General features: G+C 36.1%; 20 protein-coding genes and 3 pseudogenes. 10 read left to right on the top strand and 13 right to left on the bottom strand.

The genetic code is table 11. The annotated features are described in order from the left end of the window. Positions 1-148: 148 nt before the first annotated feature. Positions 149-574, bottom strand: coding sequence for a GH32 C-terminal domain-containing protein (locus PCY16_RS02205; RefSeq protein ID WP_070575541.1), 426 nt, complete (start codon positions 572-574; stop codon positions 149-151). 343 nt (positions 575-917) lie between these two features. On the opposite strand from PCY16_RS02205, the pseudogene PCY16_RS02210 reads away from it, so the two are divergent. From PCY16_RS02210 to PCY16_RS02235, 6 genes and pseudogenes are all read left to right on the top strand, one after another. Next, a pseudogene (locus tag PCY16_RS02210) lies at positions 918-2,374 on the top strand (IS1182 family transposase). An 831-nt stretch (positions 2,375-3,205) separates the two neighbouring features. Continuing rightward, positions 3,206-3,367 carry a UDP-N-acetyl glucosamine 2-epimerase gene (locus tag PCY16_RS02215; RefSeq protein WP_008535356.1) on the top strand — a complete coding sequence of 54 codons (162 nt, stop codon included), beginning with the start codon at positions 3,206-3,208 and terminating at the stop codon, positions 3,365-3,367. 15 nt (positions 3,368-3,382) lie between these two features. Next, on the top strand, positions 3,383-4,417 hold the full coding sequence (locus PCY16_RS02220) for a GGDEF domain-containing protein (RefSeq protein WP_195413972.1): 1,035 nt from the start codon (positions 3,383-3,385) through the stop codon (positions 4,415-4,417). Next, a complete protein-coding gene (locus PCY16_RS02225) occupies positions 4,414-5,478 on the top strand; it encodes a bifunctional glycosyltransferase family 2/GtrA family protein (RefSeq protein WP_195413973.1) in 1,065 nt (354 codons plus the stop codon). The genes PCY16_RS02220 and PCY16_RS02225 overlap by 4 nt, the downstream gene beginning before the upstream one ends. Continuing rightward, the gene (locus PCY16_RS02230) at positions 5,468-7,693 is read left to right on the top strand and encodes a glycosyltransferase family 2 protein (RefSeq protein WP_195413974.1); all 2,226 of its coding nucleotides are present in this window, start codon (positions 5,468-5,470) and stop codon (positions 7,691-7,693) included. The genes PCY16_RS02225 and PCY16_RS02230 overlap by 11 nt, the downstream gene beginning before the upstream one ends. Beyond that, positions 7,690-9,630, top strand: a complete 1,941-nt coding sequence (locus tag PCY16_RS02235; RefSeq protein ID WP_195413975.1) for a hypothetical protein — start codon at positions 7,690-7,692, stop codon at positions 9,628-9,630. Before PCY16_RS02230 ends, PCY16_RS02235 begins: the two co-directional genes overlap by 4 nt. Positions 9,631-9,742: 112 nt before the next feature. Here the strand turns inward: PCY16_RS02235 and PCY16_RS02240 are convergent. The 8 genes and pseudogenes from PCY16_RS02240 to PCY16_RS02275 all read right to left on the bottom strand — a co-directional run. After that, positions 9,743-9,934 (bottom strand): annotated as a pseudogene (locus tag PCY16_RS02240) (DNA polymerase); the annotation flags it as partial. Then, entirely contained in the window at positions 9,934-10,389 is a 456-nt protein-coding gene (locus PCY16_RS02245; RefSeq protein WP_195413976.1) for a hypothetical protein, read from the bottom strand. The pseudogene PCY16_RS02240 and the gene PCY16_RS02245, both read right to left, overlap by 1 nt. Positions 10,390-10,403: 14 nt before the next feature. Continuing rightward, positions 10,404-11,087, bottom strand: coding sequence for an XRE family transcriptional regulator (locus PCY16_RS02250; RefSeq protein WP_195413977.1), 684 nt, complete (start codon positions 11,085-11,087; stop codon positions 10,404-10,406). A gap of 8 nt (positions 11,088-11,095) precedes the next feature. Beyond that, positions 11,096-11,956 (bottom strand): annotated as a pseudogene (locus PCY16_RS02255) (ImmA/IrrE family metallo-endopeptidase). Positions 11,957-12,295: 339 nt separating this feature from the next. Continuing rightward, on the bottom strand, positions 12,296-12,979 hold the full coding sequence (locus PCY16_RS02260; protein ID WP_301353487.1) for a hypothetical protein: 684 nt from the start codon (positions 12,977-12,979) through the stop codon (positions 12,296-12,298). Between the two features lie 258 nt (positions 12,980-13,237). After that, the gene (locus PCY16_RS02265) at positions 13,238-14,122 is read right to left on the bottom strand and encodes a hypothetical protein (RefSeq protein ID WP_195413978.1); all 885 of its coding nucleotides are present in this window, start codon (positions 14,120-14,122) and stop codon (positions 13,238-13,240) included. 366 nt (positions 14,123-14,488) lie between these two features. Further along, complete coding sequence (locus PCY16_RS02270; RefSeq protein ID WP_195413991.1) at positions 14,489-14,998, bottom strand: hypothetical protein; 510 nt, start codon at positions 14,996-14,998, stop codon at positions 14,489-14,491. Positions 14,999-15,021: 23 nt separating this feature from the next. After that, positions 15,022-15,528 (bottom strand): hypothetical protein, encoded by a 507-nt coding sequence (locus PCY16_RS02275; protein WP_037620496.1) that lies wholly within the window; start codon positions 15,526-15,528, stop codon positions 15,022-15,024. Between the two features lie 311 nt (positions 15,529-15,839). On the opposite strand from PCY16_RS02275, the gene PCY16_RS02280 reads away from it, so the two are divergent. Next, positions 15,840-16,139, top strand: coding sequence for a YbaB/EbfC family nucleoid-associated protein (locus PCY16_RS02280; RefSeq protein WP_021143723.1), 300 nt, complete (start codon positions 15,840-15,842; stop codon positions 16,137-16,139). A 118-nt stretch (positions 16,140-16,257) separates the two neighbouring features. Here PCY16_RS02280 and PCY16_RS02285 read toward each other — a convergent pair whose 3' ends face one another. Continuing rightward, complete coding sequence (locus tag PCY16_RS02285; RefSeq protein WP_195413979.1) at positions 16,258-16,875, bottom strand: hypothetical protein; 618 nt, start codon at positions 16,873-16,875, stop codon at positions 16,258-16,260. Between the two features lie 1,103 nt (positions 16,876-17,978). On the opposite strand from PCY16_RS02285, the gene PCY16_RS02290 reads away from it, so the two are divergent. Beyond that, on the top strand, positions 17,979-18,680 hold the full coding sequence (locus PCY16_RS02290) for an ABC transporter ATP-binding protein (protein ID WP_002884692.1): 702 nt from the start codon (positions 17,979-17,981) through the stop codon (positions 18,678-18,680). Between the two features lie 14 nt (positions 18,681-18,694). Further along, positions 18,695-21,337, top strand: a complete 2,643-nt coding sequence (locus tag PCY16_RS02295; protein ID WP_195413980.1) for an FtsX-like permease family protein — start codon at positions 18,695-18,697, stop codon at positions 21,335-21,337. A gap of 52 nt (positions 21,338-21,389) precedes the next feature. Here the strand turns inward: PCY16_RS02295 and PCY16_RS02300 are convergent, their stop codons facing one another. The 3 genes from PCY16_RS02300 to PCY16_RS02310 all read right to left on the bottom strand — a co-directional run bounded on the left by PCY16_RS02300 (position 21,390) and on the right by PCY16_RS02310 (position 23,468). After that, positions 21,390-22,118 carry a MerR family transcriptional regulator gene (locus tag PCY16_RS02300; RefSeq protein WP_195413981.1) on the bottom strand — a complete coding sequence of 243 codons (729 nt, stop codon included), beginning with the start codon at positions 22,116-22,118 and terminating at the stop codon, positions 21,390-21,392. Positions 22,119-22,292: 174 nt separating this feature from the next. Continuing rightward, entirely contained in the window at positions 22,293-22,883 is a 591-nt protein-coding gene (locus tag PCY16_RS02305; protein WP_195413982.1) for a 3'-5' exonuclease, read from the bottom strand. A 48-nt stretch (positions 22,884-22,931) separates the two neighbouring features. Then, the gene (locus PCY16_RS02310; RefSeq protein WP_002884601.1) at positions 22,932-23,468 is read right to left on the bottom strand and encodes a DUF536 domain-containing protein; all 537 of its coding nucleotides are present in this window, start codon (positions 23,466-23,468) and stop codon (positions 22,932-22,934) included. Positions 23,469-23,983: 515 nt separating this feature from the next. Between PCY16_RS02310 and PCY16_RS02315 the strand changes: the two genes are divergently transcribed. Next, complete coding sequence (locus PCY16_RS02315) at positions 23,984-24,343, top strand: metal-sulfur cluster assembly factor (RefSeq protein ID WP_195413992.1); 360 nt, start codon at positions 23,984-23,986, stop codon at positions 24,341-24,343. Positions 24,344-24,364 lie beyond the last annotated feature (21 nt).

Below are 24,364 nucleotides of genomic sequence, written 5' to 3' on the forward strand. Positions count from 1 at the left end.
TTTTCAAAGGTTAGCCGTCAGAGTTGAGCACTCCATAACTCATTTATCTTTTTCTTCAAAGTATACAAAAAAACTTCTGAGTACCTAACTCAGAAAGTCTTTTAAATTAGCACCTAAGGTACGGAGACTTCACCTTAGGAACCTTTACTTAAGCTATCACAATGTCATGCTTCTCAATAGTAACTTTTGCTTCGCCAAGACTATTAAATCGAATACCATTTGAAGCTAGGGGTGTTTGAATTTCAGTTGTCATTGTCTTCTCCCCATCATTAACAAAGAGTTCAATGGAGAATTTATCAAGAACAAAATGCAATTCAAGTTCATCAGAGGAGCCAACAAACATTTTACGCTGACAATTTAAATCAGAAGTCAGACCTGAATAGGTTCTATCCACTTCAAGTGTTCCTTGTTTTTTATTATAAAGGAAACGTGTATAAGTAGAATCAGAGACACCAAAGTCTATGACAAATGATTCAAAGTCACCACCTAATAATTTAATATCTAAATCGATTTGACGACCTTCGATCCCTTTAATTGTAACTGACTCACCTTTAATAACACCATTATAATTCACCTTATTAGCAAAATAATTTCGAAGCTCTGAAATCGGACGTTAATATAATTTACCATTTTTAGATGAACATGCAAAACTTGTTCCAAGAATTTTTTAGTCTTGTTATCATCATAAATACTGATTTTAAGGGATTTAACTACTAGTAAACTTAACAACTTTTATATATTTTACACAATATAGGACAGTAAATGGACAGTGACAACATAATTGAAGAGTGAACAAAAAGAGGTATAAAAATACCTCTTTCAGATTGAAGACAAAGTCCTCAGAAGTTATACTTCTGGGGACTTTTCTTGCTTCGAAGGAGTATAATAAAAGAAAAGGTATTTGATGAGGTACTCCTATGTTTCACAAAGATAATCCTGAATATAATCGTCGTCAAATAGGTTTCTATACACCTGATGAACTTGTGCCTAAAGACCATTTTCTAAGAAAAGTTGAAGAAACGATTGATTTTTCTTTTATTTATGATGTTGTTGAGGATAGTTATTCTTCAGATAATGGTCGCCCTAGTCTAGACCCTGTTTTGTTAGTTAAGATTCCTTTGATTCAATGTTTTTATGGCATTCGTTCTATGCGCCAAACCATCAAGGATATCGAGGTGAATACGGCTTATCGTTGGTTTCTTGGCTTATCTCTGGATGATAAGGTACCACATTTTACAACTTACGGTAAGAACTATAGCCGACGCTTTCAAAATAAAGAATTGTTAGCACACATTTTTAGTCATGTGCTTCATCACGTTTTGGAGGCGGGGCTCATTGATCCCTCAGAAATCTTCATCGATGGGACACATATCAAGGCAGCTGCTAATAATCATAAGTACAAAAATGTTGTTGTTGATCAAAAAGCTAAATTCATGAGTGAACAACTGGATGTTGAGATTAATTTAGACAAGAAGAAGCATGCAAAAAAGTTCTTAAAGCCCGCCAAAAAAGGCGAGGCTAAATCTAAGAAACAATCAACGACTGATCCAGATAGTGGTTGGTTTCACAAGGGAGAACACAAGGAAGTCTTCGCTTATAATGCTCAGGTAGCTTGTGATAAACATGGTTGGGCCTTGGCTTATACAGTTGAAGCAGGTAACATCCATGATAGTCAGGCCTTTCCTGCTCTTTTCGCCAAGTTAGAACCCTTCTCCCCTGAATTCATTATTGCGGATTCAGGCTACAAAACACCTAGTATTGCCAAGTTTCTTTTAGAAAAAGGTATTACGCCAGTATTTCCTTACACTAGGCCAAGAGGTAAGAGAGGCTTTCTACGTCCTAGAGACTTTGTCTATGACGAGCATTTTGATTGCTATCTTTGTCCAGAGAACCAGGTATTAACTTACCGTACAACGACACGTGAAGGTTATAGAGAATATAAAAGTAATCCCAAAATTTGTAAGAACCTGTCCCTTGTTAGCGATTTGTACTGAAAATCGCCAGCACCAAAAAGTTGTTGTGCGTCATATTTGGAAAGATGCCTTAGACATCTGTGAAGATATCCGTCATCAAAGTGGGATGAAGGAACGGTACCAACACCGGAAAGAAACGATAGAACGTTTATTCGGAACAGCTAAAGAATATCATAACTTGCGTTATACCAGAGAAAAAGGAAAGTCCAAAATGGAAGATAAGGTTGGGCTTACTTTGGCATGTCTAAATATCAAAAAATTGGTAAAAATGATGGTAGGGAAGACCTGTTATTTTATCCAAATACCTCAATATTATTGGATTATGGGAGAATTAAGTGTGAATATAAAAAAAGACAAACATCAAAAACGATGTTTGTCTTCATTCTGAATCAGAATTTTAATAGGAATTCTGATTTTTTTTATGCAAATCCATTTAAAAGCCAAAGGGTGTTTAATTATTATTTATTAAAATATAGATAAATATCATTTGATTAGTATTTGTTAAGTAGGAGTGTTTAATTCAAACGACTTCATTATAATGGTTGTCACATACATTAAAATAATAAAAAAATTAAAAAAGTTTGAAAAATAAAAATAACATGTTATAATTATAGCGTCTATATGAATAGGGAATATTGGTAGTAGTAACTTGAAGCCAACTTGATTGTAATCTTTCAACTCTTTTGGGGAGAGTTTTATACGATTACGTGTTGGTGCTTGGTACTATATGATATGGTATTGGGATAGGGTTATCATACCGATATTTTGATTTGTAAGATAGGGATAGAGCGTAAGTAAAGGGGACGCTCTTTAAAATGGGGAGAAGTTTTTATGAAATATATGTAAATTAGCAATACTGCTGGATTCAAAAACACTTTTATTAGCAAAGCGTTTTTTCTCCTGCAGTTTTTTTATTTATTAAATAGTGTATTTTTAAATTCGGGGGAGAAGACTAGAAAATCTCAAAACAATTGATATCCTTGGATGATATGACTTAGTTTTCTTGTCTTACTTCTTGAATTTTATACGTAATGATAGTCTTTTTATTGAGACCTTTTTCTTTATCTACTTTACATCATTTGCAAAACAAGACCAATAGCGAGGGCATTCCCTTTAATGCTTTTGGAGAAAGGATAACTCATTTTCCTTTTTATTGGGGATAATAAAGTGATAATGTAGAGTCTTATTTGTCAATATTATATTGATTTCGTATAGGTCATAGGGGGGATCTTATGGGAAAATTAAATATTATGGTTGTCTTTGGGACAAGACCAGAGGCAATTAAGATGGCGCCGTTAATTCTTGAGTTGAAAAAACATCAAGAAACCATTAATACTATTACAGGACGTTTTGTTACAGACAGTTTGGATGCTGAAGGTATTAAAACTACTTAGAATGGTGAGGCTGTAATGGTATTAGGAAAAGTAAGTGATTTTTTAATCAAGTATCAAAGATTGTTAACGTACTTAAGTATTTTTGCTGCGTTAATGTTATTAATGCGCTTAGTGTATGATGATGTTTTGATTGACCGTGATAATCCCATCGTTTTAGCAATCTATATAGGAATACTAGTTCTTTGGACCCTAGCATCTTACCTTAATCGAGGACAGCATATGCTATCCCACTTTATCTTACAGAGTTCGAAACTTATTAACGTCTATGCTGTAGACTTAGATTATCGTTTTATTGCGGTTAATAAGAATGATATTCGGCTCATGGAAGAAATCTTTTATTTCACTCCCAAAATTGGTGACTTTCCAATGAATTATCTTAATAGTGAAGATGCTGCGCGTTTAAAAGCAAATGTTGATCGTGCGAAAAAGGGTGAAACATTTATATTTATGGATACTATTAAGACAGGCGACAAAACGCTTTACTGGCAAAATATGTATTCTCCCATTTATAACAATCGCCAAAAAGTGATTGGTGTTTCTTGTTTTGTTCTTGATGTTACAGAGCAGAGACTTCATGAACTTGAAATACAGAGGATGGCATACGAAGATGTTTTAACACGGGTTCATAATCGACGATATATTGAGCTTGCTTTTGAGGAATGTCTGACACGTAAAGAAGAACAAATTACGGTTATTATATCTGATTTGGATAAATTCAAGAAAGCAAATGATACCTTTGGACATGCTACGGGAGATAAGATTCTAATTGAATTTGGTGATATTTTAACGAAGATAATGCCTGAAAGTGCTGTAATAGCAAGGTTAGGTGGAGATGAATTTGCGGTTTTACTCCCTGGAGTTTCTGAAAATCAAGCTGAATTTTTAATAAAACTTGTTCAAGCAGAAATGACTCTCAAAGATATGGGGATTACAGCATCTTTAGGTGCTTATACGAACTCTTATCAATCACATAAAAACTTCGTTGATTTTTTTGCAATAGCTGATAAGAAAATGTACGAAATTAAAAGTCAGAAAGGAGAACATCAATGATGTTTCAAGATGTTGTTATTGTCATTCCTGCCTATGAACCTGATGACCGTTTGTTGGAACTTTTGAAAAATATTCGGGATAAGGAAAATCAAATGTTTGACATTATTCTAGTCGATGACGGTAGTGGAGCTAATTTTGCACCGTTATTTGCAATAGCGCAGAGTAACTATGCTTGTCATTTGCAAAGACATGCTGATAATAAAGGAAAAGGTCGTGCTTTAAAAACGGCTATTTCATATATTTTGGACAATTTTCCTAATGCCAAAGGAATTGTGACGATTGATTCTGATGGTCAACACACCTACGAAGACATGATGAAATGTTTGGCTGAATTTTTGCAACATCCTGATCGTTTGGTGCTGGGTGTTAGAACATTTGAAAAATCTGTTCCTTTACGTAGTAAATTTGGAAATTTATTGACAAGAGACGTCTTGGGGGCTATGACAGGTGTGAACGTTTCTGATACGCAAACGGGACTTCGTGTGATTCCTATGTCATGGTTGCCAAAACTCTTAACCGTGGAGGGTGAACGGTATGATTTTGAGATGAATATGTTACTTGAGGCAAAAGAGGACAATATTCTGATTTGTGAAGTTGGCATTGCAACGATTTATTTGGATGAAAATCAGTCGTCGCATTTTGATGTGATTCGTGACTCGATTAGAATTTACAAGGTTTTCTTCAAGTACATTTTTTCATCATTGTTTTCCTTCTTGGTTGATATTGTTGCTTTTACGATTTTAATTTCTTTGTTTAATGGATTGAGTTTTAGTGCGGTGACGTTAGCTTCGATTTTAGCGCGTGTGATATCATCTGTTGTTAATTTCACCTTGAATCATAAGGTGGTCTTTAAACAAGGTCAATCAAATAGTGCGATAAAATACTTCACTTTGGTGGTAGTACAGATTGTTTTGTCAAGTTTATTGGTAACAGTTCTAGGAAATGCCTTGACGACGCTGTCAATTTCATTGGTGAAGATTTTAGTTGACGCTACACTTTTCATTGTCAGTTATTTTGTGCAAAAACATTTGATTTTTAGTGGAGGTGAGAATGAAGACTAGTAAGAGGATACTCTATTTCGTTGCATTTGTAACGACTGCCTTTTATTTAACTTGGCGTTTGGTGGCGACTATTCCGTGGCATGATTCATGGTTTGCGCTGATCTTTGGGATTTTATTGTGGGGAAGTGAGGTAGTTTCAGCCATTACAGGCTACATTCTCATTTGGAATAAGCAAAAGGACTTTGAGCTTGAAAAGCCTGAGATTGCTAAGGAGCGTTACCCAGATGTGGATGTTTTGATTGCAACGCATAATGAGGATCCAGAGTTGCTTTATAAGACGATTAATGCCTGCACTTTTATGGAATATCCTGATAAGTCTAAGGTGCATATCTACGTCTGTGATGATACCAATCGTCTAGAAGTTGCCAAATTGGCTGATGAGCTTGGTGTTGGTTATTTTGGTTTGGCGGATAATAAAGATGCCAAATCAGGAAACTACAATAATGCTTTACGTCAGACGTCATCACCTTTGGTGGCGACATTTGATGCGGATATGATTCCTTATCGTGAATTCCTGTTGGAAACTGTGCCTTATTTTGTTGAACAAGTTGAGGCTTATGAAAATGGTGACGATTATGATAAGTCAAAAGTTGGTTTGATTCAAACGCCACAAAGTTTTTACAATGCTGATATTTTCCAATTTAACTTGTTTTCAGAATCAACCTTACCAAACGAACAAGATTTCTTTTCCAAAGAAATTAATGTTTTCAATAATTCGCACGGTGCAGCGCTTTATACGGGGTCTAATACGCTTATTTTCCGCAAGGCGATTGAAGATGTTGGTGGTTTTCCGACAGATACCATTACGGAGGATTTCGAGCTAGGTGTTCGGATAAATGCGGCTGGTTATGTAAATTATTCGACGAAAAGTCCAATGGCTAGCGGGTTAACGCCAACAGATTTGAAGAGTGTCATCAAACAGCGCGTGCGCTGGGGACGTGGCGTTATTCGCAGTAGCTACAATATGAATATCTTCTTTAATCCCAAATTGACAATGGGGCAAAGAATTGTTTATATTAATGGCTATCTTTATTGGTGGTCTTTCTTTAGACGGTTATTGTATATCTTGGCACCGATTTTATTTACGGTTTTCCATGTGCGTGTGGTGGTGTCAAATATCTGGCTACTGTTCCTATTCTGGTTGCCAAGTTTCGCCTTGACACGCTTGTCAATGCGAGAAGTCTCAAAAAAATACCAAACACAGGTTTGGGGAGAAATTGTGGAAACGATTTTTGCTCCGTATTTGTTTATTCCCATGATGCTGGAGTCCTTTGGCATTAGCAATAAAAAATTTAAGGTGACACGTAAGGGAAATTATACGTCGTGGACGTTGTACCTTTATGCGCTTCCTTATCTTGTTTTATGGGGATTAGCCGTTTATGGTTTGGTGACTTTTAACTATGGAAAATTTGGTTCAGAGCTTTTTTATGGAAGTATCATCAGTTTTTGGTTGATTTATCATATCATCAATTTGACCTTTGCGATTTTCTGTGCGCTTGGTCGTCCGATTTATCGCTCAAGTGAGCGTTTTACTGTTGATGAAGCTATGGTTATTGAGGTTGATGATGATTCTTACCAAGTGAGAGTCTGTGATATTTCAGAAACGGGGATTTCATTCTATACGGATTTACCATTGTATTTGCCGAAAGAAAAAGAACTGACGCTTAATTTGCAATCACGTAATTACCATGCGAGGGTAAAAGGTCATGTTGTTCGTGTTTTTGCGATTGATAATGGTTGGCGCTACGGCGTTCAATTTTCAGAAGTTCCTGAAGCTGATAAGCGCGAATTTTATCAGTACATTTATGACCGCATTAATCACAATCTTCCGAAGAAAAAAGACCCTTGGATGACAACATGGGATGATTTATTTGAGAACTTTAGTCAACGTTTCCAAAATAATGAACGTCCTGTTTCAGCCTATGACCAAGTAGCTTTTCCGAAAGTTCGTGTCAATGAAGAGGTTCAGGTTGCTGGAAAAAAATGCCAGCTTAGAAAGACAGATTATTATTACATGACATTTTCTGGAGAATTGACAAATCCTAAAAAAGAACCGAATGTCGCATTTACCTACAAAGATTTGCCAATTCAGTTGACTTTTGTGTCCTATGATACTGATAGAGACGAATCGCTTTATCGAGTTACCAATTTAGCGGATTTGGATAGCTTACCTGCTTTTAAAGCCTTAGCAAATGAATGGAGAGGGAGAGTATGATTAGTATTGCTAGATTACTGTTGTTCTTTGTGATTACCATGGGGTACAATGCCTTTTTCCGTAATACTGTGAAGATGAATCGCCGTCTGACATGGGTGTTTACATTTTCAGTCATTACATTGGTATTGTACCTTGGTAGTTTGTTAGGCTTTATGTTGCAGACCGTGTATGCCATTTCTGTTTTGGGCTGTCTTTTGAGTCTTTATTATCTTTGGGCGGTATGGAAAAAGAAATATCGCTTTAGGAGACTTGATTATATTTCGCTTGGAATGATGGCTTATTTGCTTTTGTTTGGAATAACGCTCTGGCATTCACCGCTTTTACATTATGATAATTTTACGCATTGGGCAACGATTGTAAAATTTTTCCATATCAATAATGCTTTGCCAACACAGCAGGATACGATTATTAGTTATTATACCTATCCTGTTGGAAGTTCACTTTTCATTTATTTTTTCACGACTATCGTAGGCTTTTCAGAAGGTAGTATGTTGGTCGGGCAATTCTTCTTGATTGCTTCCAGTCTTTATGCCATGTTTGCGGCACTTCGTGATGATCGACGTGTCTTAATGGTTAGCATGATTTTTGCTTCGTTTGCTGTTTTTAATACGTTCAACGTTGCTATTCGATTAAATAATTTGCTAGTTGATTTTCTGCTTCCGGCCTTGGCCTTGGCAGCCATAGCAGGTTGTTTTGTCTATCGTAATCGTTTCTGGTTTTTGTCGCTAAATACGGCGGTAATTCTTGGATTATTAAGTATCGTCAAAGTAAGTGGATTTTTCTTTGTCGCTCTCGTTTTAGTAGTTTATGTGGTTTGTATTGTGCGTTTACTTGTTCGTAAAAGAGCACGTTTAAAAGCACTAGTGCTGCTCATAATGACCTTGCTAGTCAGCTGTCTTCCTTTTGTTATTTGGCAAAAGCATGTGACGGATAATTTCCCAAATGCCTCAAGTGCCAAGCATGCGGTGTCCATGTCAGAACTTGGTCAGGTATTGACTGGAAATCTGTCAGGCGTCCCACAAAAAATTATCACTCTTTTTGTCAAATCGGTGTTTACTTTTGACAGTTTGGCAAGCAATGGAATTTTGATAATCAATCTGATTATGATGATTGCCTTTATTGTGATTGGCATTCGTTTGAAATATAAGAAATTTGTCTTGTTGACTTGGGGATTTGTTGATATTTCGATTGTGACTTACTATATTGGCATTTTACTCATGTATCTGACAGCAATGCCGACTGATGAAGCGTTAGAATTAGCAGGATTTGAGCGCTATGCTTCGAGCATCGTTATCTTTGCTTTTGGTTGTTTGACCATGGCTTTAGCATGGGTAATGGACAAGTGTCTGTATGAAAAAATCATTAGTAAACGTAATGCTAGGTCTTACAAGAGCTTATTTAATAAACACTTGTACCAATACGCGAGCCTTGTTTTGACAGTTTATGCCATTGGAATGTTCTTGTCAGAAAATAATAGCATTGTTTACAATAACAATCAGGAAACAAACGAGGTCGCAAAAGAAATTCGTCAGTTTACTGGAAGTCAGAGTAATTCGTCAACGGATAGAATTTTGGTTGTAACAGCAGATAAGGAGAATGTAGATAATTATTTTGCCCAATATGCTAGTCGTTATTATCTGTGGGATGTCAATGTTGATGCCAGAGAAAATTTTGTGTCGGTTGACCAAAAATTTTTAGATTTAATGGCATCATACAGCGACAGCGCAACAAGTTATTACCTCAGCAATGAAAATATCGATACTAGAGATGGTTCCAATTTAACAGACGATGACTTTATTGCACTCTTAAAAACGTATGACGAAGTCTTGATTTTAGATGACCATTATACGTTTAATGCCTTGACGAAAAAACTATTTGGTCGGACATATTCCCCAGGATTGTATAAAGTATCAGATATTCTTGCTGGAAAAGGGTAAGTTTTCTAGCTTTATCAAGCACAAGTCTTGATATTTCAAATAAAATATGCTATTACAACAAAAAATATGTAGAAGGAGGCGGAGTTTGTGACTTCGCCTCTTGTGGTGCTCAAAAGACTTTCTTGAACATTGGAGAGGAGGTTAAGATAAGTCCGTTTAAATTATCTAATCTACTCATCATACAAATCGAGCTCCTTAAAGGATGCAATCCACGTTCCACACACTCAACACTAGTATAGAAAGATCTCATATCCACAAAAGCAATATCAGATTTTGGTTCCCGTGAACAATCAAAATAGCCCATTATCTATATCTTTTATAGTTGTTTTCCCAATATTCCCTTTCACCTTTTCCTATGCCTTCTGGTAATTGCTTCAAACATTGTCCCATACTTTGATATTTAACAATTTCAGTTATTTCAGCCAAAGAAAGTCGATGAGATGCTCTGCTAAAGTCCGTATCGAAGTAATCAACCTCTTCTATTTCAACTAAAATCTCATAATTTTGATCAAGATAATATTTAATTTCAGATGGTACTAACTTCTCTGATTCTTTAAAAAACAAATGAATATGGCCGATTGAAGACAACAATCGTTCTCTGATATTAGTTGATTTTCCAATATAAAAACAGACTTTTTCATCTTCTAAAATGGCAAAAAACTTATATATGCCCACAATATCTTTTCCCAAAATTTCTGAGGGGATAGTGATATTCCTCATTTTAGCTTTTTCTAATTTTGCTTTATACGTCATTCCCATGGTATTCTCCTAACTTACACCTCTAATGGCATAAAGTCTCCTACAATTTTACCCACAATACGAGGGTTTTCATCATAAGAAATATAGATGTCCTTATAAGCCTTGTTAATAGAAACTAGGCGTAGCCCCTCTTCTTCACGGTAGACTTTCTTGATAAAGGTCTGAGAGTTCCACACTACCGCATAGACTGCCCCATCATAATCAAAACCTGTTTCACGAATAAGAGCTACTGAATCGTTATGATATTTGGGTTCCATTGAATCTCCTGAAACCCATGAGGCAAAATCATGAGCTAGTTCTTCATTGAAATAAACAGTATCGTAGTTGCGATTGTCATAAACGGATGCACCAATACCAGCAGACATTTTTTCGTATACATGGTACTCATAGAGATTTTCTGAAACCGTAACAATTTTTCTAGACTCTTCTTGAACTAACCTACGAGTGTATTCTAAAACCTGATTTTGACCTTTATTTGATAATACATTGTACAAACGAGCTATCTCAATTTCTGTAAAATAGCCTTTTGGTACTCTTAGTATTTGTTCTAGTCGGTTTACTTTCTCTTTGGATGGTTCTTTTACTCCTCGCTCCCATGCTGAATAGGCTTGATAGCTGATTCCTAATTGATCTGCTATATCCTTTTGAGTCATTTTTAGCTCTTTTCTACGAGCTTTTAGTTTTTCTGGTTGATACATAGTTCACCTCACATCAATAGTAACTGTAATTCTGCTTTCTTCTTAGCTTCTTCATCTGAGAATTTTTCTTTATCCCAAACATAAGCAATTGATTTTCCCTTGTTATAAATAAGCCATACCTTTAAATTGGTACTCCTTGCTTTGATAGCTTTCCAATTTTCTTGATTCAATAAATCTGGGTATTCTAGACTTGTTGTAAAACCTATTTTACTAACACTCTACTTAATCTGATTGATAAGAGAAGGTTGAAATTTCTGGAATTCACCAATAATTTGTTCTCTAATATCATGAAATAAACAAAAAATCGAAGCATTCTCCCCTTCGATATAGCCCTCAACTGCTTGTTTGATTTCACTATCTTTATCAGGATAATATTCCCGTAGTAAGTCCAAAAGACGAAAAAATAAAGCCTGTTTTGAAACTTCGAGACTCTTTTGCACTTGATTGAAAGTATCACGATTATAGTAGATTTTTGATAAAAGGACAATATCTGGCATCAAGACCACAGCAGAAAAGATATTCGCCTCTCGCTCTAATAAGTTATCTTGATTATCAATTGATTTTGCAAAATAATTACCTTCATGATTGAGAATAAAATGTCCTAACTCATGACATAAGGTAAAATTTTGTTTTACTTTTGGATTTTCTCGTTCATAAGAAAAACTAATCCTTGATTCATCAGCTACTGTCAAACCTTCTATCTTATGGTTAGAAAAGTGGTGACTAATCACTTGAATTTGGTACTTTTGGATACAATATTGAAAAAAATAATTGAAACTATAATTCAATAATGAGATATTATTATCCTTCATGTACTGGTATAATATATGTTTTGTAGACTTACTTATTCTTGCATATAACTTATCCAAAGAACAATACCTCCTTTAAATATGACTCACAGATAACTAAATCTTTTTGGTTGAGTTTGTTTTATAAAAAAAGTGGACAATTGTCCACATGCAAAACTTGTTCCAAGAATTTTTTAGGCTTGTTATCATCATAAATACTGATTTTAAGGGATTTAACTACTAGTAAACTTAACAACTTCTATATATTTTACAATATATAGGACAGTAAATGGACAGTGACAGCATAATTGAAGAGTGAACAAAAAGAGGTATAAAAATACCTCTTTTTTGTATAACTAACTATTTTTAGAACTTAGTTGAAACAATATTGTCTCCCCTTCCATAAATAAAATAGAAAATCTACTTAAAGGTAAGACTTTTATCACTTACGAAAACTTTAAAATATTTGAACTGTGTATCTGAATCTGGAATCGAAAATTCGAAGCTTTTTTTTGTTCTATTTTTCCATGTATCTTCTGGTTCAAAGGATCTACCAAGATAAGGCCTATTATCTTCATCATAATATAAAATTTCAATATATATGTGTGTAATGTCATGACCTGTAGTATTTTCAAAATTCCCTATGTAGCGCTTCTCTTTTTCCGATACACCTGTGACCTCTTCAACTACGAAGTTTTTGGGGTCAAAAGTATCTACTAATATTCCGTAAACTCTATTAAATTCTTTCACAGATTTACCAGATCTCAATATACTATCTAGAGAGTTTTTATCTTGAACAGGAATTCCGACTATTGAGTTAATATCTAGAAGCAATTCATAACGTTTCCTTTGGTATTTATTCCATTCTCTTACAAAAGTACTGTCCACTAAATCTTGATTTTCTATAGCTTCTCTTTCATTCCTTTGGATGTTAATATATGTGTTAGCTAGTCTCTTTAACTTAGGATTTTTAAATTTCCTATTTTTATACTGTTCAATTTCAATTAATTCATAATCTATATAGGATTTATAGTCTTCAATTTCCTGTTCATCATCATCCTTTTGGGCAGTAACTTTCCAACGTTCATCTAATCCTGTTGCCAATGAAGTTATGAATTCACTATCATAAGTCTTATTCCTGTTATCGATTGATTTAAATATAGATATTAACAAAAGTATTAGTAATACAGGTATTAAGGATACCCTTAGTAGTTTTTTTAGCAAAGTCCATCCTCCATTTCTATCATTCCATTTATTGTATTGATCCCCTGATTACTATCACGATTGGAAATACCTTTTAAGTGACTACGCAAATATAGATACTTTTTTATACCAAATTTCATTTAGGTGTATTTTTTGTTTTTAGTTCATTTTATCTTCTTCAAAGTGACCAACACCGTCTTCAACAACAAATATACAAGTCACATCAATACTTTCCCCTTCTTCACTATAATAATTACCTCGTATTTCATATATTCCATCAAAAAATGAGCCTTTGGGCAAAGATAAGAGTTTCATTTTAAAATAATCGATATGCTCTCTCGAAGATGACTTGCTACCGTTAGGATCAAGAGAAGCAAAAATACAATCCAAATGAAGACTCACTGCTTTATTCTTCATTAAATTTTTAGGTCTAATATTATAAAAGCCAGCCGCTTCAAAGTCTCCATTATCACGATTCCTGACTGCTTGTGAAAGAATAGTAGCGTAGATTTTTTCTCTAGATACTGGCTCAAATTTATAACTATAATCAAACGTCACTTGTCTATCAAATAGTTTATTAATTTTATTGGCAACATCTTTTTTGATTTCATCTTCTTCTCGTTGAAAACCTGGTCTCATTTTATAAACATCTAACAAGAAACTAAACTCGTTGAATTTAACAGTATCAAACAAGTCTTTTTCTTTGTCATTGAGCAATGCTTCGATCTTTGTAGATAACGGAGGATAAAAATCTGAAATATGCTCCCCATTATATTCTCGTATATCTGCTCTCAGATTCTCATCTAAAAAATATCCATCAGAAAATCTCTCAGTATAATTCACTTCAACAACAGTACCGTGAAATGCTTCAATTTCTTTATATGTTCTAATTACTTTTACATTACCTTTAAGACCAAGCGATTTAAATCCTTGTACGACATTATTATTCCACTGATGTCCTTTTCCACAAAAAGTCACTACTACAAAGAAAATTAAACTCACAATGGCAACTATTCCAATAACTGTATATCTTTTCGACTTCATGTCACTGTTGTCTCCCTCTGTATTAATTTATTTTTCAAGGTCCCCCATTCCATAACTCGAACTCTTCTAAAATCATTATACTATATACAGACATTTTTCACTCATCTTCTTCAAATGAAAAATGTCACCAGATTAATAGGAACTGACTATCAAAAGTGAGATTTAAGTAAAACATCCTAGTCCCACATCCTTATAATTTTCAATTTTACTACTTTTTTATTTCGGAAGAATTAGCACCTATCCTCTAACCGTAAAAAAACGCTTTGCAAACTGCAAAGCGTTTTCGTTTATACTTTTAACTAGCGTAACTATATAGACTTCACAAGCATAATCAATCTTACAAAATGCTTCTATGCTTCTTATTCTCTAATTAAACCTACTTTGATAAATTAGATTAAACAACCACTGAAGATTGATTAATGGTTTTGGTTGAGCATCAATCACAGGTTGAACAGTTTCTCTAATTTCTTTTTGGACTTTTCGTTGATTATATTTAATCTTGTGATAACGTTTGTCAAGAGCAGTTTTGATAGAAAAATCATGATTTAAAAGATAGCCATCACCCGATGCCGAACTAAAATATAGAGTATCACCTGAAAGACCTAATATAGACGTTTTCGTTCCTTTATTTCTAGTTATAGCGTACATTCCATCATCATCATAGCTAATACCATCTATTTCCGGTGTATAAGCCCAACCCATATTCTCCATCAGCATAATGACATCTGGTTCTGTCCCCTCCTTATGAGGGATGTGCTGACCATAATAAACAGAGTAAAATTTTAAATTAATAAAGATAAATAGGCTCATTCCTAAGACTGTAACCAACCCTATAAATAGTCCTACAAAAATCCCTAAAATATTGCTTTTTTGCATTGTCATCTTCTCTTTCTTTTTCTCTAATTAAACCTACTTTGATAAATTAAATTAAACAACCACTGAAGATTGATAAAGGGTTTTGTTTGAACCTTCATAATTGGGGAAAAATCTTTCCTAATCTCTCGTTTAATTTTCGATTCATTAACTTGAATTCTTTTTGCTTCTTCTGAAAAATAACTGACGTCCTCAAATCTAAACGTACTGTCAAAACCGATAATCATATTATCCTTATCATATAAAAAGCTTCCTGAGCTTTTTGTTAAAAAAGATTTGCTATTAGTATTTAAAATAGCATTTGTTCCATCATCGACGTATCGAATACCATCAATCTCCGGTGTATAAATCCATCCCATATTCTCTACCAACATAACGAGATCTGGCTCTGTCCCTTCCTTATGAGGAATATGCTGAGCATAATAAACAGAGTTAAATTTTAAATTAATAAAGGTAAATAGGCTCATTCCCAAGACTGTATATAGCCCTATAATTAGTCCTACAAAGAGCACCAAAACATTTCTTTTTTGCATTGTCATCTTCTCTTTCTTTTTCTATTTCCAATCGAATTTTTGACCGGATGAACAATAAACCATTGTACACTATTTTTAACAAGTCTTACAATTTAAGGATTGGTTACTTTGTGATTGCTCTAACATTTTTTATGAATAAGAAAAAATCAAGTCTTAACAAATTCCTCCAATGCTGCTCCCACTTTTTCAATCAAGCTAAACATGGTATAATAGTTAAGATTTTTATACTACTTATTTCTGGGCAGAAGTGGGCAGTAAAATTTAAGAAACAGGGGCTAAACCCTTGGTATGAAAGGAATCTAGAAAATATTATGATGAACATGCAAAACATGATGAAGCAAGCTCAAAAGCTTCAGAAACAAATGGAAAAAAGCCAAGCTGAGTTGGCTGCTACAACCTTCACTGGAAAATCAGCACAAGACTTGGTTGTTGCTGAATTAACTGGTGACAAAAAAGTAGTTAACATCACTTTCGCTGATGCTGTCGTAGATCCTGATGATGTGGAAACACTCCAAGATATGACTGTTCAAGCACTTAACAATGCTCTCGAACAAATCGATGAAGCTACTAAAAAATCAATGGGTGCCTTTGCAGGTAAATTGCCATTCTAAAAAATGAAAAGGAATCTCACGGTTCCTTTTTCTATATACTCATCTAGCAACTCAGTCATAACATACAAAAGACTTGGACAAGAAATCCAAGTCTTTTTGTGTTAGTCATATAAAAATTTTATTCTTCAACCAAAGCAAGACCTGACTGTGCGTCTTCTTCGTTTGCCAATTTATAGCGATTCTTTTGACCTAAGTAGATACTCGCTGAATCCAATGAACTTTCTAAAGTAGGGTAATTCACATCCTCATTCGCTGTTTGGGAAGGTACAGGTCCTGAGATTAATAGTTCATCATCATTCTTGACATAAATCTGGTATTCTCCAACCTCGCTAGTTTGAGCTAAAATCTCATTCAACAAGTCTGGGGCAAGCGTTTGAGCTACTCCATCAACCACTTGATTAGAGTCCTGCTTATGCTCCGACGAATCCACTACCTCGGTGATAACGATGTAGTCAGGAGTTTCCTCATCTGTAGTCTTAGATTCTTCAGTTTCTGGCTGTTTTTGTCCAGGTGTTTCTTGCTTCTTCGTATCCTGAGCTTGCCCATCATGATTCTTCAAGTCCTCATCACTAACGGTTTGAACCTTAGTCATATTGGCATCTAAATCAAGTTTAGGAGTTTCTTTGACGTCAGCCGAGGCCCCACTGGTCCCCATGAATAAAGTCAGAGTCCCCAAAGTAGCAATCAAGCTGATTATTGCTTTGCCGATAAAACCATTATCTTTGTTCTTAATCATAAATCCCTCACTATTTATTTGGTTAGCTCTAACTGGCTAACAAGGCGTTCTATTTACTGCTGTAGGAGGTAAAAGGTTGGTTGAGCTGTTTGACCAACCCTTCACCCAGATAACAATCTTAGCATGCAACCCCCTTGATTTCAAGCGTTTTTTTAATTTTTAAGCATTTTAAATAAATGACAACTTCATGTCTTAAAATTGATGATAATCTATTATCAGATTAGCTCTTTTACGTTATGCAAATGGTAATTTCTTTAAGTAGTACTTAGGGAAATAATAGTTGTTTTTTAGACAGATTCTTCAGAAAGCACTTTTTCTGACTTATCTCCAAAAAAATTTTATCGGATAAGAAAATTTTGTCAAAACACTTTAAATGTAACTATAAAAAAGAATTCTTGAGACAGGAAGTCGAATTCTCAACATCCTAAAATAAGATTAGGAACTACAATTCCTCTATTAGTCAAAAGAATGCCACAATAAAAGGATTTAAGGGTGACTTTATGGAATACCCCATAATAAATAACTAATCTTAAAGATGCACATCTCTCATTTAGATATATATTTTTAAGGTGTTTACAACTTCTTTAAAAATAACTAACACACAAAAAATCATTACAAAAAGCCCTCTATTTTCCCATAAATAACTTTCCCCATATAGAAAATGTATCCTCCAAATTCAAAAAAATGTCCGTATTCTGGATACTTCATTGCTAGAAACTATGAAAAAACTCTTTATCTATCATCAACTTTGACGGAAAACTAGATCCCCTTTGGCACCCCTATGATGAAGTAATTACCGACCTAAACTCTCCGATAATTATGGAAATTGAAAAAAATAGTATATCCACTCCGTAAAAGACTAAAAATAACCTAACTTTATAACTATTTCACCAAATCTTCACCTTACTCAAAGCTCATTTGAAATAGTATTTTCTCATATGTAAGCGCTTCGTCCACATTTCTGTCACATGTAAGAAGAACTTCTCTACTTTTAAACCTTTTTTTCCCTCAAAACCTAGATATTCCAAGGAAAATCCGTTACAATAGAGTACGGAAAGATAGGTAATTATCAGCATCATTATTTTCGTATGAAAGGGAAATTCATGGCTTATATTCAAATGAAGCATAGCTATAAACGCTATAAAACCGGTGATCTGGAAATTATCGCAAACAACGACGTAAGCTTTGATATCGAAAAAGGGGAGCTTGTCGTTATTCTTGGTGCCTCTGGCGCTGGGAAATCAACCGTTCTTAACATCTTGGGTGGTATGGACACCAATGACGAAGGCCGCGTCATTATTGATGGTAAGGATATCTCTGAATACACAGCTAAAGAACTTACAACCTATCGTCGTGAGGACGTTGGCTTTGTGTTCCAATTTTACAACTTAGTTTCAAACCTTACGGCCAGGGAAAACGTCGAACTAGCATCTGAAATCGTTCCAAACGCTAAAGATGCTACTCAAACACTCGTCGAAGTCGGTTTGGGAGACCGTTTAGACAACTTCCCATCACAACTATCTGGTGGGGAGCAACAGCGTGTTGCCATTGCACGCGCCGTTGCCAAAAATCCAAAGATTCTTCTTTGTGATGAACCAACAGGGGCTCTGGATTATCAAACAGGGAAACAAATCCTGACCCTTCTTCAAGAAATGGCTCGCAAACAGGGAACAACTGTTATTATCGTGACCCATAATGCTTCTCTAGCTCCAATTGCCGATCGTGTCATTCGAATGCACGATGCCAAGATTAAGAGTGTGGAACTTAATCCTAATCCACAAAAAATCGAGGACTTGGAATACTAGAAAGGAGCACCGTCATGAAAAAAACAACTTATTGGAAAGATGTTTGGCGAACCTTTGTAGCTTCTAAAGGGCGTATGCTCTCTATTGCCTTACTTATGGCACTGGGATCCTTTGCCTTGATTGGTCTTAAAGTAACTTCTCCTAATATGAAAAAAACTGGGGAACACTTCTTCAAGACGCATCAAACAGCTGACTTGAGCTTAATCAGCACTTACAGTATCAACCAAACCGATCAGGACCTTCTCAATTCGATTAAGAAAAAGAATGTAGACATCGAGTATGGTTATTTCAAAGATGCTGTCATCAAGGGGAAGAATACGGCATTTCGTATTTTCTCTAAACCTAAGAAAATCTCTACTTACGACCTTATTGAGGGGAAACTTCCTACTAAGGACGGGGAAATCGCTCTTTCCTCAACCTATAAAGAAGAATATAGCGTCGGAGATAAGATTAACTTTTCTGAGCCAGTAGATAGCTCAGGGCAAAAACAATTAAAGGAACAAACATATACCATTACTGGTTTTGTTAATTCCTCTGAACTTCTCTCTAGGAACCGCCTTGGTAATGCCAGTGCTGGTACGGGGAAACTGGATGGCTATGCCATTGTTCCAGAGACGGACTTCACCTCTAATGATTACATGATTGCCCGCATCCGCTACAAGGATTTAGAAAACGTTAGTCCTTTTAGTGAGGAATACGCAAATAAGATTTCTGAACGAAAGGCTGAACTCAAGGAACTCTTTAAAGACGAACCTGAGAAACGCCTCGCTGAAATCAAGTCACAGTCTAAAGCTCAAATTACTCAAGCTAAACAAGAACTTGAAACAGCACTCGCACAGACCCAGCAAATGGCTACAAGCAACGCTGCTGAAGCTGCTAGTGTCAAAGAAGCTACTACCAAGATTGAAGCCAAGCAAAAAGAACTCGAAGAAAGTCAAGCAATGGTTGATAATTTACCAGCGCCTAGCTATCAATTCTACTCACGTCGAGAGATTCCGGGTTCCGAGGGATATGTTGCTTATGAAAGTAATATTAACATCATTCACGATGTGAGTAACATCTTCCCTGTCGCTCTCTACTTTATGGCAGCTTTGGTTACCTTTGTAACCATGGGACGCTTTGTTGAAGAAGAGCGTGGTAAGGCTGGGATTTTCAACGCCCTAGGCTACAGTAATTCGCGAATTATCCATAAATTCGTCATTTATGGTTTGATAACGAGTATTACTGGTACAACCGCAGGTGTTATTACCGGTCACACACTACTTCCGATTCTAATTCACAACACTTATAAGAGCGATTTGCAGCTTCCTGCTTTTGAATTGCACTTCTACTTAGGACTTACCCTTGTGGCCTTCCTTTTAGGTCTCTTATCTGCTGTGCTACCTGCCTTTGTGGTTGCCAAGAAGGAGCTCTGGGAAAAACCTTCCCAACTCCTCCTTCCAAAACCACCTCGAGCAGGAGCTAAGATTGTCCTAGAGCGCATCACACCGCTTTGGAAACGTCTCAGCTTTACGGAAAAAGTTACCATGCGTAATATTTTCCGCTATAAGCAACGGATGTTTATGACCCTCTTTGGTGTCGCAGGTTCTATTGCACTTCTCTTCGCAGGTTTAGGAATTCGATCTTCTGTATCTAACCTTAACCAGCAACAGTTTGAAGACATCATTCACTATGATATGATTGTTGCCAAGCAACCAAATGCGTCAAGTGCTCTGGATGAGGAACTCACTAAACTCCTCGATAGCAAAGACGTCAAAGAATACTTGAATGTCCATTTTGAAACCTTGCAAAAAATTGCCGGTACCAATAAGGACACCCAAGAAATCTCAACTCTTGTCTTTAACGACCGTGACGAAAAACTCATTGACAGTTACGTTAGCTTACATGACCGAGACCGCAATAAGACTCTCAAGCTATCTAATGACGGAGCAATTATCTCTGAAAAAATGGCAAAACTTCTAAACCTCAAGGTCGGAGATACCATTAATGTGCAAAACAGTCAGGATGAATCTGTCAAGATTAAGATAGCTGGTATCACTGAAATGTACATGGGGCATTTCCTCTTTATGAATGCTAGCTACTACCAAAAAGCTTTTGGGACACCTTCAGTGAATAATGCCAACCTTGTTACTCTCGCTGAACCAACTAAGCAAAATGTTGAAAATATGGCAGCCAAATTCATCAACTTGCCAAATGTTTACGGTGTTGTTCAAAACAACAACCTTAAACTGCAAATCAGCACTATGGTCAATTCATTGACACAGGTTATTGGTATTTTGATTACGGTTTCCATTCTCCTTGCTGTGGTTGTTCTCTATAACCTAACTAACATCAACGTTTCAGAACGTATCCACGAACTTTCAACCGTTAAGGTTCTTGGTTTCTACAATAATGAAGTATCCCTCTACATCTATCGTGAAACTATTTACCTGTCTATCATCGGTATCTTCGTAGGGTTTGGTCTTGGACAAGCACTCCACCAATATATGGTAAGCATCATTCCGCCAGATCGTATCATGTTTGATCCATCTATCGGTTTGGCTACCTACCTTCTACCAGCTGTTCTTATCGGCTTCATTCTTATTATCCTTGGCTTCGTTGTTAATAACCGCCTAGCCAAGCTTAATATGCTCGAAGCTCTAAGTTCAGTTGAATAAGCTAAAAACGCCTGAGAAGTAATTCTCAAGCGTTTTTTTATATTCGATAAATTTATTTCGTTTTAGTCTTAGCCAACTCCAAACAGTAGGTCTTAACATGACAATGAGGACAAGTCAGTTTTCGAGTCCTTGGTGTATGTCCGGCAAGAGCAAACTCTTTAAAACTTGGATCAAAGGTCCTATGACAATTAGGACAGAGGTATTCGAACTGCTTTCTATAGTGAAACACCACTAAATTTGTGGCTATGATAAATGCGGGGCAGACAACAAACAAACCTCTCGGATCCTTAAAATAATAAATAACTATCAGTAGACCTATCAGATAAAGAAGGGAGATTAGAACGACACTCCCATACATTCTCAACTGCAAATTTCGCCATGATTTTTGATTTTCCATAAGACGTGAAATGTCTGACAAATCTTCTAGTGAAAGTTGACGCCACTTAGCAGTTGCTTTTTGCAAGTGACGGGCACGTTTTAGTTTGACCTCTATTTCCTCTGAAGACTTTTCCAAGCTCTCGATTTGATCTGTCAACAAAAGCTCTAAAACCTGTTCCCTATTCTCCTCTTGCAAGAGTTTCTTGATTTGTTTGATTGAGAAGTCCAAATCTCTTAAGAAACAAATGACTTGCAGGCGTTCCAAGTCTGAGTCGTGATAGATTCTCCGACCACCTTCTGTGACTTCAGATGGCGTCAAAATACCACGTTGATCATAGTACTGGACAGTCCTAACAGACACTTCTGCTGCTTTAGCCAACTCTCCTGTTGAAAACTGCGACATCTCAGTCACCTCCTTTTAAGATTTTCTATCAAAGGAGGTCCTCCACCACCTTTGATACCTAGATTCTACCTTATAACGCAAGGTAATATGCAAGCTATAACCCTAGAGGATTTTCTTTTCTTACAGAAAAAGTTAGCTATCATTCTTTACAGCCTTTACAACTCCTGTAAAGCTTTAGTCGAAAAGTCCACCCAAACCTAAGGCAGCAAAAGGATTGTTACTGACTTCTTCCTGTTGCTCCAAAAGTTTGGTATTCTCATCTAATTCGAGAAACTTCTCGTAAATCTGTGCGGTCATACGAGCATCCTCCAAGCTGTTATGACCGTGTCCCTTGATTCCAAAGAAATCTGCCACACTAGTCAACTTGAGGTTAACAATACCGTTCAAATCAGAAGCACGACGGTCAAAGGCCTCATCGAAAACATCTAAAGCATACTGCTCTTCCAAGTCTAAACCATTTTCAGCTAGAATAGGCAAATCTGATTTAAGAGCATTGTAGCCAATAAGTGGAGTGTCACCAACAAATGATTTAAAATCCGCCAGAACAGACTCTAGCTTTGGTGCCTTGGCAATCTTGTCCGCTGTAATCCCCGTCAAACCATTAATAAAGGACTGCAAAGGAACATCCGAATAGACAAAAGAGTCAAACTGATCCACTTCCTCATGCTGGTCCATCTTAACGGCCGATACTTGGATAATATGGCTAACCCCATCCACCGTGTTAAACTCCAAATCAAAGGCAATATAAGTTTCTAAATTTTCCATTTTATCTCCTATAATAGTTAAAGCTGAGACTGAGTCCCAGCTTCTTTTTTATTTTCCAAATAGACGTCCAAAGAAACCTTTTTTAGAAGCTTCTTCTTGTTTGGTCTGGATTTCTTCCACTTGGGCCTTGGCTTCGTCAACCTCAACCTTAGCCTCGTCAAGTTCTAGTTTAAGCTCTTCCTTGTCCTTCATAGCAGTCAAAGTCAATTGCTGCTGTTGATCGATTTGCTTGTCCTTTTCAGCGATTTGAACGTCTTTGACACGCAATTGGTCATCCATGTTAGACAACTGCTCATCCTTAGCCTTCAACTGAGCATAAAGACGGGCAATCTCAGAGTTTTTCTCGTCTACAAGAATCTCTAACAACTCACGTTGCTTTGTTTCTTCATCGATTGGCTCATCGTCAAAGATGGTTTTCTTGTAGATTTCCTCCAACTTAATCAAGCCACTGCGTTTAACAACAGTAACCCCTTTAGCATTTTTTTCTAGATCTTCTTCTGGAAGTTGTTTGACACGATTATTGACTGCTTGACGACTAACGCCAAGGATTTCAGCAATCTCGCTGACTGTCTTTTCAATACTCATAATAGCCTCATTTTCTCTTGAAATGTCTTACTATGAGAATATCACAATCACTCCTTTCTGTCAATTTGACTAGTTATTCTGGATATCTGAAGGACTCTTTTTAAGTCCCTTTTTCCTTTCACTCTTCAAACAATTTACTTGATAGGAAGCAAAGCTTTTGGTAAACTATGTGTGGGTATAAATGTATATAGAAGGAAAGTCTTTGACTTAAACAATCGGTACTTCCAATTGGGTTTGGTCGGTATCAGATCTGTTGTATCTAGGAATGGTGGGAACAATTCCACAAGGTTTGGGATTTTCATTCTTGCTCCAATTATGGGTGGCATTCGAGCAACCTCGGTTGCAAAACTGCTTAATATTGAAGCATAAATCACATTATCTTCAACGGTTTGACTGTTGGAGTTTTTTTATTGTCAATCCACTCGCTCACTATAGTCTCATATTGCCATCCGAGATTGAAAAAAGCCCTAAATTATGCCATAATAAACAAAAGCAAAATAGAAAGAATGAGTCCTATGAAAAACTTCCGTGATGATATTAAGGTCAATGATTTGGCCCAGCCCTTCTTAGAGCCAATCGTTGAACAAATGACCACTGTATTCGACCCTGAGATTGAGCTAGACATTTACAACCTTGGTTTGATTTATGAAATCACCATCGATGAAAATGGCCACTGCTACTTCCTTATGACCTTTACTGATACTGGGTGTGGCTGTGAAGAGACTATGCCTTATGAAATCGCTGAAAAGCTAAAATCCATTGACGGCATTAACTCTGTCAAGGTGGAGACCACTTATTCACCAGTCTGGAAGATGACACGTATCAGTCGTTATGGACGCATTGCCCTTGGTATCTCACCTCGAGGCGGAAAATAAAAGGAAAACCGATTGGACATT

It is taken from the genome of Streptococcus sp. SS4 (assembly GCF_030440125.1).
In the GTDB taxonomy this organism is placed as follows: domain Bacteria; phylum Bacillota; class Bacilli; order Lactobacillales; family Streptococcaceae; genus Streptococcus.